At 58.7% G+C, this 16318-nt stretch carries 16 protein-coding genes; 5 read left to right on the top strand and 11 right to left on the bottom strand.

Annotated features, from left to right (window positions below; genetic code table 11):
• The first annotated feature begins 119 nt into the window (after positions 1 to 119).
• Positions 120 to 659 carry a DUF3087 domain-containing protein gene (locus tag EAO82_RS16790; RefSeq protein WP_096348321.1) on the top strand — a complete coding sequence of 180 codons (540 nt, stop codon included), beginning with the start codon at positions 120 to 122 and terminating at the stop codon, positions 657 to 659.
• A gap of 25 nt (positions 660 to 684) precedes the next feature.
• Here the strand turns inward: EAO82_RS16790 and EAO82_RS16785 are convergent, their stop codons facing one another.
• Entirely contained in the window at positions 685 to 2178 is a 1494-nt protein-coding gene (locus EAO82_RS16785) for a protein adenylyltransferase SelO (protein WP_096348320.1), read from the bottom strand.
• A gap of 223 nt (positions 2179 to 2401) precedes the next feature.
• Between EAO82_RS16785 and EAO82_RS16780 the strand changes: the two genes are divergently transcribed.
• Complete coding sequence (locus EAO82_RS16780; protein WP_096348318.1) at positions 2402 to 3709, top strand: short-chain fatty acid transporter; 1308 nt, start codon at positions 2402 to 2404, stop codon at positions 3707 to 3709.
• Positions 3710 to 3906: 197 nt separating this feature from the next.
• Entirely contained in the window at positions 3907 to 5697 is a 1791-nt protein-coding gene (locus tag EAO82_RS16775) for an EAL domain-containing protein (protein WP_096348317.1), read from the top strand.
• Between the two features lie 99 nt (positions 5698 to 5796).
• Here EAO82_RS16775 and EAO82_RS16770 read toward each other — a convergent pair whose 3' ends face one another.
• Complete coding sequence (locus EAO82_RS16770) at positions 5797 to 6348, bottom strand: OmpA family protein (protein WP_174959002.1); 552 nt, start codon at positions 6346 to 6348, stop codon at positions 5797 to 5799.
• A 132-nt stretch (positions 6349 to 6480) separates the two neighbouring features.
• On the opposite strand from EAO82_RS16770, the gene EAO82_RS16765 reads away from it, so the two are divergent.
• Positions 6481 to 7131, top strand: coding sequence for a hypothetical protein (locus tag EAO82_RS16765; protein WP_096348315.1), 651 nt, complete (start codon positions 6481 to 6483; stop codon positions 7129 to 7131).
• Positions 7132 to 7134: 3 nt separating this feature from the next.
• Here EAO82_RS16765 and EAO82_RS16760 read toward each other — a convergent pair whose 3' ends face one another.
• From EAO82_RS16760 to EAO82_RS16740, 5 genes are all read right to left on the bottom strand, one after another.
• On the bottom strand, positions 7135 to 7836 hold the full coding sequence (locus EAO82_RS16760) for an ABC transporter ATP-binding protein (protein ID WP_096348314.1): 702 nt from the start codon (positions 7834 to 7836) through the stop codon (positions 7135 to 7137).
• A 12-nt stretch (positions 7837 to 7848) separates the two neighbouring features.
• Positions 7849 to 8613 (bottom strand): high-affinity branched-chain amino acid ABC transporter ATP-binding protein LivG, encoded by a 765-nt coding sequence (livG, locus tag EAO82_RS16755; RefSeq protein ID WP_096348476.1) that lies wholly within the window; start codon positions 8611 to 8613, stop codon positions 7849 to 7851.
• A 5-nt stretch (positions 8614 to 8618) separates the two neighbouring features.
• A complete protein-coding gene (locus EAO82_RS16750) occupies positions 8619 to 9875 on the bottom strand; it encodes a high-affinity branched-chain amino acid ABC transporter permease LivM (protein ID WP_096348475.1) in 1257 nt (418 codons plus the stop codon).
• Complete coding sequence (livH, locus tag EAO82_RS16745; RefSeq protein ID WP_096348313.1) at positions 9875 to 10801, bottom strand: high-affinity branched-chain amino acid ABC transporter permease LivH; 927 nt, start codon at positions 10799 to 10801, stop codon at positions 9875 to 9877. The genes EAO82_RS16750 and livH overlap by 1 nt, the downstream gene beginning before the upstream one ends.
• 104 nt (positions 10802 to 10905) lie before the next feature.
• Complete coding sequence (locus tag EAO82_RS16740; protein ID WP_321540973.1) at positions 10906 to 12027, bottom strand: branched-chain amino acid ABC transporter substrate-binding protein; 1122 nt, start codon at positions 12025 to 12027, stop codon at positions 10906 to 10908.
• 309 nt (positions 12028 to 12336) lie between these two features.
• On the opposite strand from EAO82_RS16740, the gene EAO82_RS16735 reads away from it, so the two are divergent.
• A complete protein-coding gene (locus EAO82_RS16735; RefSeq protein WP_096348311.1) occupies positions 12337 to 12645 on the top strand; it encodes a DUF2288 domain-containing protein in 309 nt (102 codons plus the stop codon).
• A 330-nt stretch (positions 12646 to 12975) separates the two neighbouring features.
• Here EAO82_RS16735 and phnE read toward each other — a convergent pair whose 3' ends face one another.
• Genes phnE through EAO82_RS16715 form a run of 4 tightly spaced genes read right to left on the bottom strand, consistent with a single transcriptional unit; the run spans position 12976 to position 16258 of the window.
• Complete coding sequence (phnE, locus tag EAO82_RS16730) at positions 12976 to 13740, bottom strand: phosphonate ABC transporter, permease protein PhnE (protein WP_096348310.1); 765 nt, start codon at positions 13738 to 13740, stop codon at positions 12976 to 12978.
• The gene (locus EAO82_RS16725) at positions 13737 to 14576 is read right to left on the bottom strand and encodes a PhnE/PtxC family ABC transporter permease (protein ID WP_096348309.1); all 840 of its coding nucleotides are present in this window, start codon (positions 14574 to 14576) and stop codon (positions 13737 to 13739) included. Before EAO82_RS16725 ends, phnE begins: the two co-directional genes overlap by 4 nt.
• Positions 14567 to 15388 carry a phosphonate ABC transporter ATP-binding protein gene (locus tag EAO82_RS16720; protein WP_096348308.1) on the bottom strand — a complete coding sequence of 274 codons (822 nt, stop codon included), beginning with the start codon at positions 15386 to 15388 and terminating at the stop codon, positions 14567 to 14569. The genes EAO82_RS16725 and EAO82_RS16720 overlap by 10 nt, the downstream gene beginning before the upstream one ends.
• Positions 15389 to 15394: 6 nt before the next feature.
• Positions 15395 to 16258, bottom strand: a complete 864-nt coding sequence (locus EAO82_RS16715; protein ID WP_096348474.1) for a putative selenate ABC transporter substrate-binding protein — start codon at positions 16256 to 16258, stop codon at positions 15395 to 15397.
• Positions 16259 to 16318 lie beyond the last annotated feature (60 nt).

Raw genomic sequence — 16318 nt, 5'->3', positions numbered from 1 at the left:
TCTCAAGGCGGTTACTATAGGCCAGGTTGGATCCGTCGCAGAAAAACGCCTGGAGGTAGCTGGCATGACAGCGTTGCAAGTAGACATCGTTCGGAGTCGGATAGCTGAGGGTTTCTCAGGTGTTTGAAATTCGCCATCTTGATCCGCAGCAGTATCGCCAGCAAACGCGCAAGAGCACGCTCATTGTGGCATTGGTGTTTGCGCTATTGGCAATGTCCCTGTCAGCTATTGCGGTGGCGCTGTTCGGCAGTGCGCAAGGCAGTAATTTTCGCTGGAACCTCGGCGGCGTGCTGCTGGGGCTGGTGATCTCTATCGCACTGGTCCGCAATGTGTTCTGGACCCAGCCATGGATGGCGTCGGCGGCGTATGGCTGGCAACTCAAACGTAGTCTGATGAAAATAACCAACGCCATGCATCAGGTGGAGGCGGGGGTCAGAACCGGTTCGCCAGCGGCCATGAAGCTGCTGCGCTTCTATCATCTGGGGCTGGGCGAAATGCACAGACTGGATGGCAACCCGCAGGCATTGAATGATCTAGGCGGGCAGGTTGACCAGCATCGTCAGGCGATGCTGGAAATGGGACTGTCGATTGACCAGTATCAATTCGACCCTGCCTGGCTGGACAGCCTGCAGCAGGGTACGCGTGGGCCGTCAGCCTGATTTCAGGGCCATGGCCGGCACACTATCATGTGCCGCAAAAGGTGCGAGCTACTACCTGCTCTGGCGTGGGTGGAGTGGCGTAGCGAGCATCTGCTGCATCAAACCGGAAGGGCTCCGCCAGGCGCTCCACCAGGCGATGGAATGGCTGCAGATCATGGTCATCCACGGCCGCCCTGATTACTTCTTCGACAAGATGGTTGCGGGGGATATACGCAGGATTCAAGCGCAGCATGCGCTGCTGGCGCTTACGCGCATCGGCCGGGTCACTGGCTAATCGCGCTTCCCACTGCGTGATCCAGTGGGAGAGGCTCGCCGGCAACTCGGCAAGCTCGGCTACGCTGTCGCCTTCGTATTCACCTGGTGCAGCAAGCTCGGCCAAACGGCGGAAGGTCAGGGTGTAGTCGGCATTCGTCGTAGCCATGAGTTGCAGTAGCTCTTCTACCAAGGCTTTGCTCTCGGTATCCGCCTGGCTTAGTCCGATCTTGCCGGCCATGATCTGGTCATAGGCGCGCTGGTATTGCGGCACGTAATCATCAATCGCCTGTTGGGCTTCCTGCAACGCAAGGTCTTCATCCGCGTCGATCAAGGGCAGCAGCGCGCGTGCCAGCCAGGCCAGATTCCACTGGCCAATACCCGGCTGGTTGCCGTAAGCGTAGCGTCCACCTGAGTCGATCGAGCTATAGACGGTGTTGGGGTGATAGTTGTCCATAAAGGCGCAGGGGCCGTAGTCGATGGTCTCGCCGGAGACCAGCATATTGTCGGTGTTCATCACCCCATGGATAAAGCCCAGCTGTTGCCACTGCGCTATCAGCTCCGCCTGCCGGGCAATTACCGCGCGCAAGAGTGCGGCGTAGGGCCGTTCGGCTTCCGCTGCTTGCGGATAATGACGAGCGATAACGTGGTCAGCCAGGGTCTTTACGGCTGCATGGTCGTTCTGTCCAGCAAAGAACTGAAAGGTCCCGATGCGAATGTGGCTACTGCAGACGCGAGTCAGAATGCCGCCTGGCAGCATTCCCTCGCGCATGACGTACTCGCCCGTCGTCACCGCGGCCAGGCTGCGAGAGGTAGGTACGCCTAGCGTGGCCATGGCCTCGCTGATCACGTACTCGCGCAGCACCGGCCCCAGCGGTGAACGGCCATCGCCGCCACGGGCGTAAGCAGTGCGTCCGGCGCCCTTGAGCTGAATATCATAACGCTTGCCGTCCTTGCCTATCACCTCGCCCAGCAGTGTCGCACGGCCGTCCCCAAGACGCGGATTCCAGCCACCGAACTGGTGGCCAGCGTAGGCCGTGGCGATGGGCAACGATCCGGGTGCTACTTCATTGCCCGCCAGCACCTGCAATCCAGACGGTGACTCCAACCAGTCGGCGGAGATGCCAAGCTGGTCGGCGAGCGCCTGGTTGATGCGAATCAGGGCGGGTGCCTTTACCGGCGCGAGCGTTTGCTTGCTGTAGAAATGCGCCGGCAACAACACGTAGCTGTTATCGAATTGGGGGCTATTGGTACTGGATGCAGTCATGAGTCTCCACAGGATGGTTGGTGCCGCTAAGGCATTACGACGGGCTAAGTATAGCCCGAGAAATAACGCGATAGCGGAGACGGGATTCCTGAGACAAACGATCCAGCAGCAGCTATGTTCTATCAAGGGCTTGATCCGCTGCTTGGATCGGCTTTACCTGGTTACTGTGGCGCAAAATGTCGAGGCAGGGCCAGCATAATCATATAAAAACGGGGACACCCACATGCTTGATCGCGCAGCCAGACCCTTGGTTAAACTGGTGGATCGCTACCTGCCAGACCCTTTTATCTTTGTGCTGATATTGACCCTGGTGGCGTTTGCCGCAGCCATGATCTTTGAAGGGCATGGACCCATGGCGGTTATTCAGATGTGGGGGCAGGGCTTCTGGGATCTGTTGAGCTTCTCCATGCAGATGCTGCTGGTGCTGGTGACCGGCTTTATGCTGGCCAGCACGCCGCTGGTGCGCAGTATTCTCGACCGCCTGGCCTCTCTGGCGAAGACGCCGGGGCAGGCGATTGTGCTGGTGACCTTTGTCGCGTTGATCGCCAGCTGGATCAACTGGGGTTTTGGCCTGGTGGTGGGTGCGCTGTTTGCCAAAGCGCTGGCGCGCCAGATCCGCGTGCATTATCCGCTGCTGATAGCCAGCGCATACTCGGGCTTTATTGTCTGGCATGGTGGGCTGGCAGGCTCCATTCCGCTGGTTATCGCCACCGATGGGCACTTTGGTGAAAGCACCATCGGCATTATTGGTACCGGCGAGACCATATTTGCCTTCTTCAACCTGGCCATCGTAGTAGCGCTGTTTATCGTCGTGCCAACGGTGAATCGTCTGATGCTGCCCGAGGAAAAGGACAGTGTTTATGTGGATCCCAAGATTCTTGAGGATAACCCTGATGACCAGATCGTCATCAGTCGTCCGGCCGAGCACCTGGAGAACAGCCGAGTTCTGGCCTGGTTGGTCGGCTTTGCCGGTCTGGCCTACATCGTTCATTATTTTATCAATGAAGGCGGGTTGAATCTGAATATTGTCAATTTCATGTTCCTGTTTCTGGCGATCATCCTGCACCAGACTCCACGCCGCTTGTTGAACAGCTTGAATGAGGCGGTCAAAGGCGGTGCGGGCATCGTCATCCAGTTTCCGTTCTACGCCGGCATCATGGGCGTGATGACCGCTTCGGGGCTGGCGGCAAGTATTTCCGCTGCGTTTGTCTCGCTGGCCAGCGCCGAAAGTTTGCCGTTCTGGAGCTTTATCAGCGCGGGGCTGGTGAACATATTTGTGCCCTCCGGTGGCGGGCAATGGGCTGTGCAAGCCCCGGTGATGTTGCCTGCAGCGCAGGAGCTGGGTGCCAGCATTCCGCGCGTGGCAATGGCCGTGGCCTGGGGTGATGCCTGGACCAATCTGCTGCAACCCTTCTGGGCTTTGCCGGTACTGGCGATAGCCGGCCTCAAGGCGAAGGACATCATGGGCTATTGCCTGATGCTGCTGGTGATCACCGGGATCATTATCAGTATTGGGCTGACCTGGCTCTAAGCTAGAGGGGAGCTGTTGACGGCAGACAGCTTACCGCTGTCTGCCGGGCAAACGGCAAAACCGACTGCGTCCCCCGCGGCTTTTGTCATCTGGTTGTCATATTCGCCGTTCAGCATGGCATGGCTGTTTGTGGCCTTTCGCTAGCTCGGTACCCGTAGTGATGCAGAGCGGGCCGTTTTCATTCTGCCGGTACTCCAATGACTCTCAATGAACAACATCAGGCTCTGCTGTCTATCCTGCGGGAGGAGGCAGTGTCGGTTCTTTTCCAGCCTATCGTATCCATGGTTCAGCAACGCATCGTCGGTTATGAAGCGTTAAGCCGTGGCCCGTCCAATAGTTCTCTGCATTCGCCGCTCACCCTGTTTGCTACGGCGCGGCAGTGTGGCTTGTTGACCGAGTTGGAAATGCTTTGCCGACGTAAAGCGGTGATCGCCTTCAGCCGCATGCAGTTGCCGGGTAGCCTGTTCCTCAATGTGTCGCCGGAAAGCCTGCTGGAGAAGCAGCACTATCCGGGTCGCACGCTGGCGATGCTGAAATCCTGTGGCATGACGCCCGACCAGGTGGTTATCGAACTCACGGAACAGGCACCCATTGATGACTTCGCGCTGTTGCAGGGCGCTCTGGTGCATTACCGTGAGATGGGCTTCCGTATTGCCCTGGATGATCTGGGTGCGGGCTATTCCAGCCTGCGCTTGTGGTCGGAGTTACGCCCGGATTTCGTCAAGATCGACCGACACTTTATCGACGGCATACACCTCGATCCGCTCAAGCGGGAGTTTGTCGGCTCGATTCTTAATTTGGCCAAGGCGTCGCAAGCGCACATCATTGCCGAAGGTATTGAGCAGACAGAGGAGCTGCAGGTACTTGAGGAAATGGGCGTTGACTGGGTGCAGGGCTACTGGCTGGGCCGTCCGGAAACCCAACCTGTCGCCTGCCAGAAGGCGATGCAGGCGCATCTGGCCAGCCGCGATGCCGAGCAGATTCCGGAGCCGCAGCAGGCACTTGATTCCCTGTTGATAGTCGTGCCCGGCGTGCATCAGAGTGAAACCGTCAGCCAGGTGCTGGCGCGCTTTCATCAGCAGGCCAGCCTCAACAGCCTGGCCATCCTCAACGATGCCCACGAGCCGGTAGGTACTGTGCATTGCCACAGTCTGAGCCAGACAATGCTCAAGCCCTTTGCCACCGAGTTGCACGGGCGCAAGCCGATATCACATTTGATGGACAGAGACTACCTGGCAGTGGACGTGCAGCAAAGCCTGGAACGCGTCAGCCGACTGCTGACCAGCCGTGCCCGGCAAAGGATGGAAGAGGATTTCATTATCCTGCGTGATGGGAAATACGCGGGCCTGGGGCGGGTGATCGACGTCCTGCGGCATATCACTGAGCTGAAACTGCGCCAGGCTCGGCATGCCAATCCGCTGACCTTGCTGCCCGGCAATATTCCGATTCAGGAGTGTCTGGCGCGTTTGCTGGCCCATGGTCAAGCCGCCCGGTTGTGCTATATCGATCTGGACGCGTTCAAACCGTTCAATGACATTTATGGCTACGGCAAGGGCGATGAAGTACTGCTCGGCCTGGCGCAGATACTGAAAAGCCTGTGTGACCCGCGTTGCGATTTCGTCGGCCACATCGGTGGCGACGACTTCATGCTGGTGTTACGCAGTGCTGACTGGCGTGAGCGCTTGCAACTGTTGGATCAACGCTTCCAGCAGCTATGTGGCGTGTTCTATCGCCCGGAACATCTCGCCGCGGACGGGTTTTCCGCGCCGGATCGGCATGGCCAATGGCGTCATCATGGGTTGCTGCAGTTATCGGTGGGGGTCGTGTTCCTGCCGGCGAGCGGGCATGGCATAACCGACCCGGGGCAATTGGCGGAGATGGCCTCGCACGCGAAGCATGAAGCCAAGAAAATCACCGGGTTCAGTGTAGTGTGCGAGAACCTGGTGACCATCAAGCCAGGTCTGGAGAGCAATCAGGCTTCGGGCTGATTGCGTGCATCAGGCCTTTGCGCCGCTAGGTCATTCGGATGTCTGGATACTGGCGATAAAGCAGACGCCCCGTCGCAGAGCTGCGACGGGGCTGGTGGATCAGTTGGCCATGGCCACGCGAGTGGGGTATGGGGTGAGCAGTATTTCCACGCGGCGATTGAGCATCCTGCCGGTGTGGGTGCTGTTGTCAGCACGTGGCTGGTCTTCACCCATGCTGGTCAGGCTCATACGCTTGCTGCTGACACCGCCCAGCATCAGGATGCTGGCGACTGCCTGCGCACGTTCCAGGCTCAACTTCTGGTTCAGGTCCTGCTCGCCAGTGCTGTCGCTGTGGCCGATGACCGCATACTGACTGTTCGGATCTTCTTTCAGCGCTTTGGCAACTTTGCTGATGGGTACCAGCCCAGAGGGCAGCAGCAGGGTACGCTTGGGGTGGAAGTTACCTTCCACCGGGATAATCAGGCGGATCTGTTCGCCTTCACGCACCACTTCAAAACCCTCTTTTTCCGCAAGGACTGTCAACGGCTCAACGCGTGACTCGGCCCAGGATGGCGGCGGAGGTGGTGGCGGTGTTGGTTCAGGCGCTTTGGAAGCACAGGCAGCAAGTGCCAGAGACAAGCAAACGGCAGAGAGAGTTTTTAATGTTTTCATGATGCCCAAGTACGAATGTTCAGAAGTTGGTGTAAGAGTAGCCCCTTTAACATCGCAGAGGGTACCATCAGTTGTTGATTTTGTGATCAAGCACATGGCCCTTTTTTAGGGTTTTCCGCTCAAAGGTGCCTTATGTCTTCCAAGTATGTGAATTTTTCCCGATTTGGCCTACTTCTCGTGGTTGTCGCCATGGCCGGTTGTGCCATCTTGCCGGGAGCGCGGCAGGAGCCCGGTGAACGATTGACCGGAACCTTGACTGCAGAGTCAGGCGGGCTCCGATTGCTGCCCTGCGACGGCAGCAACGCCATGGCCGTAGCTGATTCGGCGAATATCCAACAGTTGTTCGAGCAGGTGGTACATCCAGGCCGACAGTCGGTATTTGTAGACATGGCCGTGCGCACATTGACTGATGGTGCCGTTGAGCCGGTGGAAGTGATTCGCCTGCAGCAGGAGCTGAGTGGCTGTGCCGATCAGTCCCATGCGCGTACGCAGTGGTCGGTTGTGGGCAATGGGCTTGAATGGCGGATGCAGATTGGGCCTGCAGGTATGCAATGGCTGGATCAGGGCACGGACAGTATAGCGCTGCCCGTACCGGTGATTACCGAAGAGATACCGGGTAGTGCCATTGGCTTTCAGACCTTACGGGGAGACTCGCAGGAACTCTGGTTATATCCGGATGGCTGTTTCGAGCAGAGCAGCGGCGACTATTTTCATCGTACTGCCCGCTTGGTTCGTGACGGCCAAACCCTGACAGGCTGTGCCTATCAGGGTCTGTTGCCCTGAGCATCAACCGCCCAGGTAAGCGCTTCGTACCTGCGGATCGGATAATAGTGCTTCACCGCTGTCCTGCATGACGATGTGCCCGTGCTCCATTACATAGCCGCGATCTGCCAGCTTGAGCGCCTGGTTGGCATTCTGCTCGACCAGAAAGATGGTCACACCCTGGCTGCGCAGTTGCTCGATAATCTCGAATATCTGCTGGATGATGATGGGCGCCAGCCCCAGAGACGGCTCGTCGAGCAGTAGCAGGCGCGGCTTGCTCATCAGTGCACGACCAATGGCGAGCATTTGCTGCTCGCCGCCGGACATGGTGCCGGCGCGCTGCTGGTAGCGTTCTTTCAAGCGCGGGAACAGGCTCAGGGTGGTATCCAGCTGCTGCTGAAAATCATCCTTATGGGTAAAAAAGCCACCCATGCTCAGGTTTTCTTCCACGGTCAGGCGTGAGAACACGCGGCGGCCTTCCGGCACAATGGCGATGTCCTTGCGCATGATCTCGGCGGTGGTCAAGCCGGTCAGCTCTTCCCCTTCATAACGGATGCTGCCGGTAGTCGCGCGCGGATCACCGCACAGCGTCATCAACAGGGTGGTCTTGCCGGCGCCATTGGCACCAATCAGGGTAACAATTTCGCCGCGCTCCACTTCCAGGCTGACGTCGTGCAGGGCCTGGATCTTGCCGTAGTGGGTAGAGACGTTTTTCATATACAGCATGGAATCTATGCCTCAGGTTTCGCCCAGGTAGGCCTTGATCACGGCGGGGTTGTTGCGCACCTGCTCCGGTGTGCCCTCGGCCAGGGGCGTGCCCTGGTTGATCACGACGATATGATCGGAAATATCCATCACCAGCTTCATATCGTGCTCGATCAGCAGTACGGTCAGGTCGTGGTTGTCTCGCAGCTCGGAGATCAATTCCTTGAGGTCGTGAGTTTCACGCGGGTTGAGGCCGGCAGCCGGCTCATCCAGCATCAGCAGGCTTGGCTGCGTGACCATGCAACGAGCGATCTCCAGGCGGCGTTGCTGCCCGTAGGCCAGGGTGCTGGCGGTGCGGTTGGCGAATTCGTGCAGGTTGACTCGCTCAAGCCAATAGGCTGCTCGCTCCATCGCCTCCTTTTCGCTGCGCCGATAGCTGGGCGTCTTGAACAGGCCGGCAAGCATGCTGGTATTCATGCTCTGGTGCTGCGCCACCAGCAGATTTTCGACGACCGTCATTTCCTTGAACAGGCGCACATGCTGAAAGGTACGGATCATGCCCTTGCGGGCAACCTTGAAGCCGGGTAGCCCTTGAATCTCTTCGCCACGGAAGACGATCTTGCCATCGCTGGGCTTGTAGAAGCCGGTCAGGCAGTTGAATACAGTAGTCTTGCCGGCACCGTTCGGGCCGATCATGGAGACGATCTGCTTCTCGTGCACTTGCAAGGCCACGCCGTCGACCGCCAGCAGGCCGCCAAAGCGCATGGTCAGCCCGGTTACATCGAGCAAAGGTGTCATGGCGGTCATGTCCGGAGCTCCATGTGCGGACGTTTCATCGGTAGCAGACCCTGTGGCCGCCAGATCATCATCAGTACCATCATCAAGCCGAACAGCAGCATGCGGTACTCGTTAAACTCGCGAGCCAGCTCTGGCAGGATGGTCATGATGATCGCTGCCAGTATCACGCCCAGCTGCGAGCCCATGCCGCCAAGTACGACGATGGCGAGGATGATCGCCGATTCGATAAAGGTAAAGGATTCGGGGCTGATAAAGCCCTGACGTGCGGCGAAGAAACAGCCGGCAAAGCCCGCGAAGCTGGCGCCAATGGTGAAGGCGTTGAGCTTGATGGCGGTCGGGTTGATGCCCAGCGAACGGCAGGCGATCTCATCCTCACGCAGGGCCTCCCAGGCGCGACCTATGGGCATGCGCAGCAGCCGGTTGATCACGAACAGGGTAAACAGCACCAGCAAGAGGGCGAGCAGATAGAGAAAGATAATTCGGTGGGTGGAGTCGTAGTCGAAACCGAAAAAATCATGGAAGGTCTGCATGCCCTCGCTGGCCCGGCGGCTGAATTCCAGGCCAAAAAAGGTTGGCTTGGGAATGCCGCCGATGCCATTCGGGCCATTGGTAAGCCAGGTCATGTTATTCAGCAGAATGCGGATGATCTCGCCGAAGCCCAGGGTCACAATCGCCAGGTAATCGCCGCGCAGCCGCAGCACGGGGAAGCCGAGCAGAAAGCCGAACAAGGCCGCCATGCCACCTGCCACGAACAACCCAGTCCAGAAACCCAGGCCGAAGTACATCGCCAGCAGGGCATAGGTGTAGGCACCTACTGCGTAAAAGCCGACATAGCCCAGGTCCAGCAGGCCGGCCAGACCCACCACGATGTTCAGGCCGAGGCCGAGCATGATGTAGATCAGCACCAGTGTCGCCAGGTCAATGCCACCCCGGTTGGCAAAGAACGGCCAAACCAGCGCCGCGGCGATCAGGAAACACCAGAATAGCCTTTTCACCGCAGGCTTATCGCGGATGTCGGATAACTTGGGCGGTGTTTTTGGCAAGCCAGGCAGAGCTTTCCAGGCGCGGGTCAGTTGGTCGCGGAACAGGTTGAAGAAGAAGATGAAGGCGGCAGCGGCGGCAATTTTCCACCACACATCGGCGCCAGCGCCGGTAACAGTCAGACCGGTACCGGACTGGCCCAGGCGCACGCCCATCAACAGGCCGGTGAGTACCACAACCACGACGGCGGAAATCACCGCCGGTTTCAGATTGGCTCGCATCATACCTTTTCCACCTCCGGGCGGCCGAGAATGCCGCTGGGGCGGAATAGCAGAATCAGAATCAGCAAGCTGAAGGCAACTACGTCTTTGTATTCACTGCTGAAATAGCCGGAGGTAATAGCCTCGGTCACGCCCAGCAACAAGCCGCCAAGCACAGCGCCGGGGATGCTGCCAATGCCGCCCAGAACGGCTGCGGTAAAGGCTTTAAGCCCCGCCATGAAGCCGATATAGGGGTTGATGACACCGTAATACATACCCAACAGCACACCGGCCACGGCCGCCAGCGCGGCGCCAATGACAAAGGTCAGCGCGATGATGCCGTTGGTGTTGATGCCCAGCAGATTGGTCATCTTCAGATCTTCTGCGCAAGCACGGCAGGCGCGTCCCATGCGTGAGCGGGTGATAAACAGCGTGAGCAGGGTCATGGTCGCCAGCGTCACAGCGAAGATAATCATCTGCATGTAGGACAGCGACGCTTGGAAGCCGGCATCAGGCCCAATGCTGATGCCACCGGTGACCAGGCTGGGCATGGCGATATCCCGCGAGCCCTGCGCCAGGCGCACCAGGTTCTGCAGAAAGATCGACATGCCGATCGCGGAAATCAACGGAATCAGACGGTTGCCGCCACGCAGAGGGCGGTAGGCAACTCGCTCGATGCTGTAGCCGTAAGCGCTGGTGACAATCATGCTGATGACAAACGCACCGGCAATCATCAGCGGGAGATATTCGAGCCCGAACAGGGCGAGTGCAGCAATGGCCATAAAGGCGATATAGCTGCCGATCATGTACACCTCGCCGTGGGCGAAGTTGATCATGCCAATGATGCCGTACACCATGGTGTAGCCAATCGCGATCAAAGCATAAGTGCTGCCTACGGTAAGACCGTTAAGCAACTGCTGAATAAAGTAATAGAGTGACTCTGGCATGGTCACGGCACCTGGGATGACAGGATGAGCAATGCTGGTCAGAACAGACGGGCATCAAAAAATCAGGCCCGCCGGATTGCTCCGGTGGGCCTGAACGTTGGGTCTTACTCGGTCAGTGCGGTTTTGGTAGCGTCAGCGTGCCATTCGTAGACAACAAAGTTGAAGTCTTGCAGGTCGCCTTTCTCATCAAAGCTCAGCACGCCGGTAGGGGTGTCGAACTCGTTGCCGCGCAGTGCTTCGGCTACCTTGTCAGTATCAGTGTCGCCGGCCAGCTTGATGCCGTCAGCAATGATCTGTACCGCAGCATAAGCCGGGAATACGAATGGGCCTGAAGGATCTTCGTTCTTGGCTTTGAAGGCAGCAACCAGGTCAGCGTTGCGTGGGTCTTCATCGAACGCCTTGGGCAGAGTGACCAGCAGGCCTTCAGAGGCTTCGCCAGCGATAGCAGAGATGTCGCTGTTGCCCACGCCTTCAGGACCCATGAACTTGACGTCCAGACCCTGCTCAGCGGATTGACGCAGAATCAGGCCCAGCTCGGGGTGGTAGCCGCCGTAGTAGACAAAGTCCACACCTTCCTGACGCAGCTTGGCGATCAGGGCGGAGAAGTCCTTGTCACCAGCGGTCACGCCTTCAAATACGGGAACGTCGATGCCGGCTTCAGTCAGCACGTCACGCACTGCGGTGGCAATGCCTTCGCCGTACTGCTGCTTGTCATGGATAACCGCGACCTTGCTTGGCTTGACCTGCTCTGCGATGTATTTGCCAGCAGTCGGGCCTTGCAGGCTGTCCAGGCCGATGGTGCGGAACACCAACTCATAGCCACGGGTGGTGATTTCCGGGCTGGTGGACGCCGCGGTGACCATCAGGATGCCTTCGTCCTCATAGATGTCGGAGGCGGGCTGGGTCGAGCTGGAGCACAGGTGACCAACAACGAACTGGATTTCCTGGTTAACGATACGGTTGGCAACGGCCACCGCCTGCTTGGGATCACAAGCATCATCAAAAACCACGCCTTCAAGCTGGCTGCCATTCACGCCGCCGGCTTTGTTGATTTGCTCGATCGCCATCTTGGCGCCGATAAACTGCATGTCGCCATACTGGGCAACGGGACCGGTTACCGGACCTGCCAGGGCGATCTTGATCGTGTCTGCTGCCATGGCGAAACTACTCGCACCAGCCAGCGCGGCTACGGCGATCAACTGGGACAGGGCTTTTTTATGGACCATTTTCATATCGTATGCTCGCTTGTTGTTGTCCGAAATCACGAAGGTTCAGGTAGTGTTGGCGTTAACCATACCCATTCCCGGTAACTGTACCGCAGCAGTTTACCAACGGCGATGAGCGCAGGGAATCGAGTCTTGGCAAATTGTCATTCAATGTCCTCAAACTGCAACATTTTGTCTGAAAGACGACATACACCTCGACAGAATAGGCGTATTTGTCCGGCAATGCCGCCTCTTTACCCTCATCCGTCTTGCACTTGGCGGTGTGCTGGTTAACATGCGCAGCAATAAAGCCTGATCTGGAGCGTAAGAATGTCTGACCAAACCGAAACCTACGCCGCGATTCTGGGCGCGACTGCGCCTATCGAATGGAAAACGTTGGAGTCGCATTTTGCTGCGGGCCAGGTGTTGTCAGTTGACCCTGCACTGGACCTGGTCATCGTAGCTGAAGCCTTTACTCGGGATGATGGCGCTGCGGTTAAGCAGTGGATGGATGCCGGGCAGGTGCAATTGACTCCGGACGCACAGGCGGCTGACTGGCATGAGCGTGACCCGGATAACCTCTGGGCTGTGGTTATTCGTCCCTGGGTGCTGGTGCAGGAGCGGGTGGTGCGGCATTGAGGTTGGGGTTGAGTTTGTTCCCGGCCAGCTGATTTACTCTGCAAGTCAGAATGGATTCCCGCCTTCGCGGGAATGACGAGTGGGGCGGGAGTGCCGGAGGTGGTGACGCTCAGCCGCCCACGCGCAACTATGGTTTCTGCTTTTGGCCGTCATCCCCGCGAAGGCGGGGATCCAAGCGGTACTCTGAATAAGCTTAAAATTATCAGTGGCATCGGGCGGTGGTGAGCCAAAGGCCCAATGGATTCCCGCGTTTGCGGGAATCACGGTGTAGATTGAGGCGTCATCCTCGCGAACTCGGGGATCCATTCTCGGGTTTGAATAACCCTCATATCACCCCAGCCGCGCCCGCCACCAGCCACTCAGCCCGTCGACCACCAGCACCATCACGATCATCGCCAGTATCACGCTTAGAGCCTTGGGCTGCTGGAACAGGCTCAGCGTCACATAGAGCATCTGCCCCAGGCCGCCAGCGCCAACAAAGCCGAGTACCGCGGCCATCCGAATATTGTTCTCCCAGCGGTACAGGCTGTACGCGAGCCACTGCGGGAAGATCTGGGGCAATGTGCCGTAAAAGAATGCCGCAGTCGGCCCAGCGCCTTGATCGCGCAGTGCTTTTGCCGGTTCAGGCGGAGCGTTCTCCAGGGCTTCAGCGAACAATCGCCCGAGCACACCGGTAGTGTGTAGCGCAATGGCCAGTGTCCCGGCAAAGGGACCTAGCCCCGCGGCCAACACCATCAGCGCCGCCCAGACCAGTTCCGGCACGGATCTGAGCGCGTTTAGTAGCAATCGCGCCAGGCTTTTTGCGGTAATGCCCATGCGCCCGGCGGCCAGCAAACTCAGCGCAGCGCCCGCCAATACCGCTAATATTGTGCCTATGGCCGAGATCGCCAGCGTTTCCACAGCTCCCCAGCTGATTTGCGTCAGCCAGTCAGGAGACATCTCAGGCGGAAAAAATGAGGTCGCGTAGTCAGCCATCTGGCTGGGGCTGTCGCCGCGCAGCAAGCCGCCGAGATCCAGGCCCAAATACAGGAAGGAACTCACCAGCGCTGTGCCAATCAGGCAGATCCATAGCAACGGCTCGTAACGCCGATTCATGCCAGCCTCCGGCGCAGCAGACTGCTCAACTGGTCGGCGGCCAATACTAGAATAAGGAAGGTCAGCAGAATGCTGACAACCTCACCACCGGCAAACATACGTATTGACAGGTCGATCATCTGACCCAGTCCGCCTGCGCCGACAAAGCCCATGATGACCGAGGCGCGAACGGCGCATTCCCAGCGGTACAGCGTATAGGAGGTCAGTTCTTGCGCCGCTGCCGGCAGAATGCCGTAGAGGAACGCGCCCAGGCGCGAGCTGCCGGCCTGCATCAATGCCCGTGCCGGGCGCTGGTCGACTGACTCGTAGATTTCCGCATAGACCTTGCCGAGCATGCCGCTGTAGGTAATGGCGATGGCCAGTACGCCGGCGGTGGGACCAAGGCCAACGGCTCGGACGAACAGCAGAGCCCAGACGATCTCGGGAATACTGCGCAGCAGAACCAACAACAACCTGACCGGATAACGCGCAATGCTGGCAAATCGGCCGGGGCGGCCGCTGAGCAAAGCGGAGACTGACAGTGCGCGGCTGGACAGCAGGCTAAGGGGTATCGCCAGCAGTAGTGCCAGCGCGAGCCCAGCGGTGGCCATCGCCAGCGTTTCCAGGGTGGCCTTGCCCAGCAGCGCAAGAAATTCGGCTGACACCTCCGGCGGCCAGAAACCGGCGAGAAAGCGCCCGAAGGTATCCAGATTACGCGGTTCTACCAGCGTCGCCGGACGGAACTCGGTAAGTACCAGCCCGGGCCACAGCAACACCAGTGCCAGCAGCGTGAAGAGTACGCGGGGCAGGACGGCAGGGTCGCGTGCGTCGGTACGCTGCAATGGGTTCAAAGGCATCGGGGCGCGGACTGGCCGCTTGGCCTGGGCGTAACGAGTGTGGACACCGGATCAGGAAGAGTTTCAGCAAGCCCTTCATTGCTATAGAGCTCACGCAGATCTTCCGGCGTTACCTGGCCGGCCTCACGGTCGAACAGAATCTCGCCGTTGCGCAGCCCGATGATCCGCGGGAAATGCCGCAGGGCCAGGTCCACCGCATGCAGGCTGGCTACCAGGGTTTTGCCGTGCTCCTGCGCCAGGCGATTGAGCAATGCCAGCGTGTGATCGGCCAATAGCGGATCCATCGCAGATACTGGCTCATCGGCCAGCAACAGATCAGCGCCCTGATACAGCACCCGGGCAATACCCACGCGTTGCAATTGCCCGCCAGATAACTGATCGCAGCGGGCGAAGAGCTTTTCGCTCAGATCCAGTGGCTCCAGCGCTGTGCGCGCGCCGGAAATATCCAACGGATAACATAAGGATAAAAGCGAGCGTGCTAGCGACCATTGGCCGAGCCGGCCGGCCAGAACGGCGGTAATCACCCGTTGGCGCGGTGGCAACGGCGGGCTCTGATGGATCAGACCAATACGCGTACGCAGGCGCCGCAGTGCGCCGCCTGACAGTTGTGCGGGATCAGCATCAAGCAACTGCACGCTGCCGCTGCTAGCCAGCAGGCCAGTCGAAAGCAGGCGCAGTAGTGTGGTTTTGCCCGCACCGGAGGAGCCGATAATCGCCACCCGCTCACCTGGCTGGATCGCCAGGTTGAGCGGGTGCAGGGCGGTAAAGCCACCGGGGTGAGTCAGGCTCGTCCCGTCAAGTCGAATGCCCATGGTGCGTTACAGCAGGCCAGCGGCGCGCGCAGCTTCTTCGATGCCCTGGTAGTTTTCCGGCTTGGTCTCGACAAAGCGGCTGGCGCGTTGCAGATCCAGAATCGCCTTGTGCTCGGGGTTTTCCGGATCCAGCTTGAGGAATGCCTGCTTGATGCGCTCGACCAGCTCGGGATCCATATCGCCACGCACGGTCCAGTTGTAGTCGAAGTAGGTCGGGGTGGTGGTGTAGACGCGCACCTTGTCGGTATCGACCTTGCCGTCTTCTACCAGCTTTTCCCAGACTGACGCATTCAGCACGCCCGCATCGACCCGGCCGGATTCAACCCAGGCAACGGTGGCGTCGTGTGCGCCGGAGTAGCCCACGCGGCCTAGGTAGTTATCCACGTCCAGACCGTCCTGCTGCATGAAATAGCGCGGCATCAAATGCCCGGAGGTGGAGGATACCGAGCCGAAAGCGAAGCTCTTGCCTTTCAGGTCCTTGTGTTCCTTGATCTTGGGGTCAGCAGTAATAAAGGTGCTGGTAAAGACCGCATCCTGTTCACGCTGTACCAGAGGAATCGCATCGCCTGTGCGAATACGTGCCTGGACGAAAGTAAAGCCGCCCAGCCAGGCCAGATCCAGACGCTTGGAACCCAGTGCTTCAACCACGCCTGCGTAATCTGAAACCGGCTGAAAGCTGACCTTCATATCCAGCTCTTTTTCCAGATAAGCGCCCAAAGGCTCGAACTTGCGCAGCAATTCGGTGGGGGCTTCATCGGGAATGGCAGAGACGCGCAGTACATCCTGTTCAGCCAAAGCAGGCGTGGATGCAAAAACAGTAGCAACAGACAGGCACAAGCCAGCCATGACGGCCAGCGGACGTTTGATCATCGACATGTATTTCTCCGGTTCAATAGCGGAAGACTCCTGATCGGGTGTCGAGTCCAGTCA

This window comes from Halopseudomonas pelagia (genome assembly GCF_009497895.1).
GTDB lineage: Bacteria > Pseudomonadota > Gammaproteobacteria > Pseudomonadales > Pseudomonadaceae > Halopseudomonas > Halopseudomonas pelagia_A.
The sequence above is the reverse complement of the archived record's forward strand: the minus strand, read 5'-3'. Positions and strand labels throughout refer to the sequence as shown.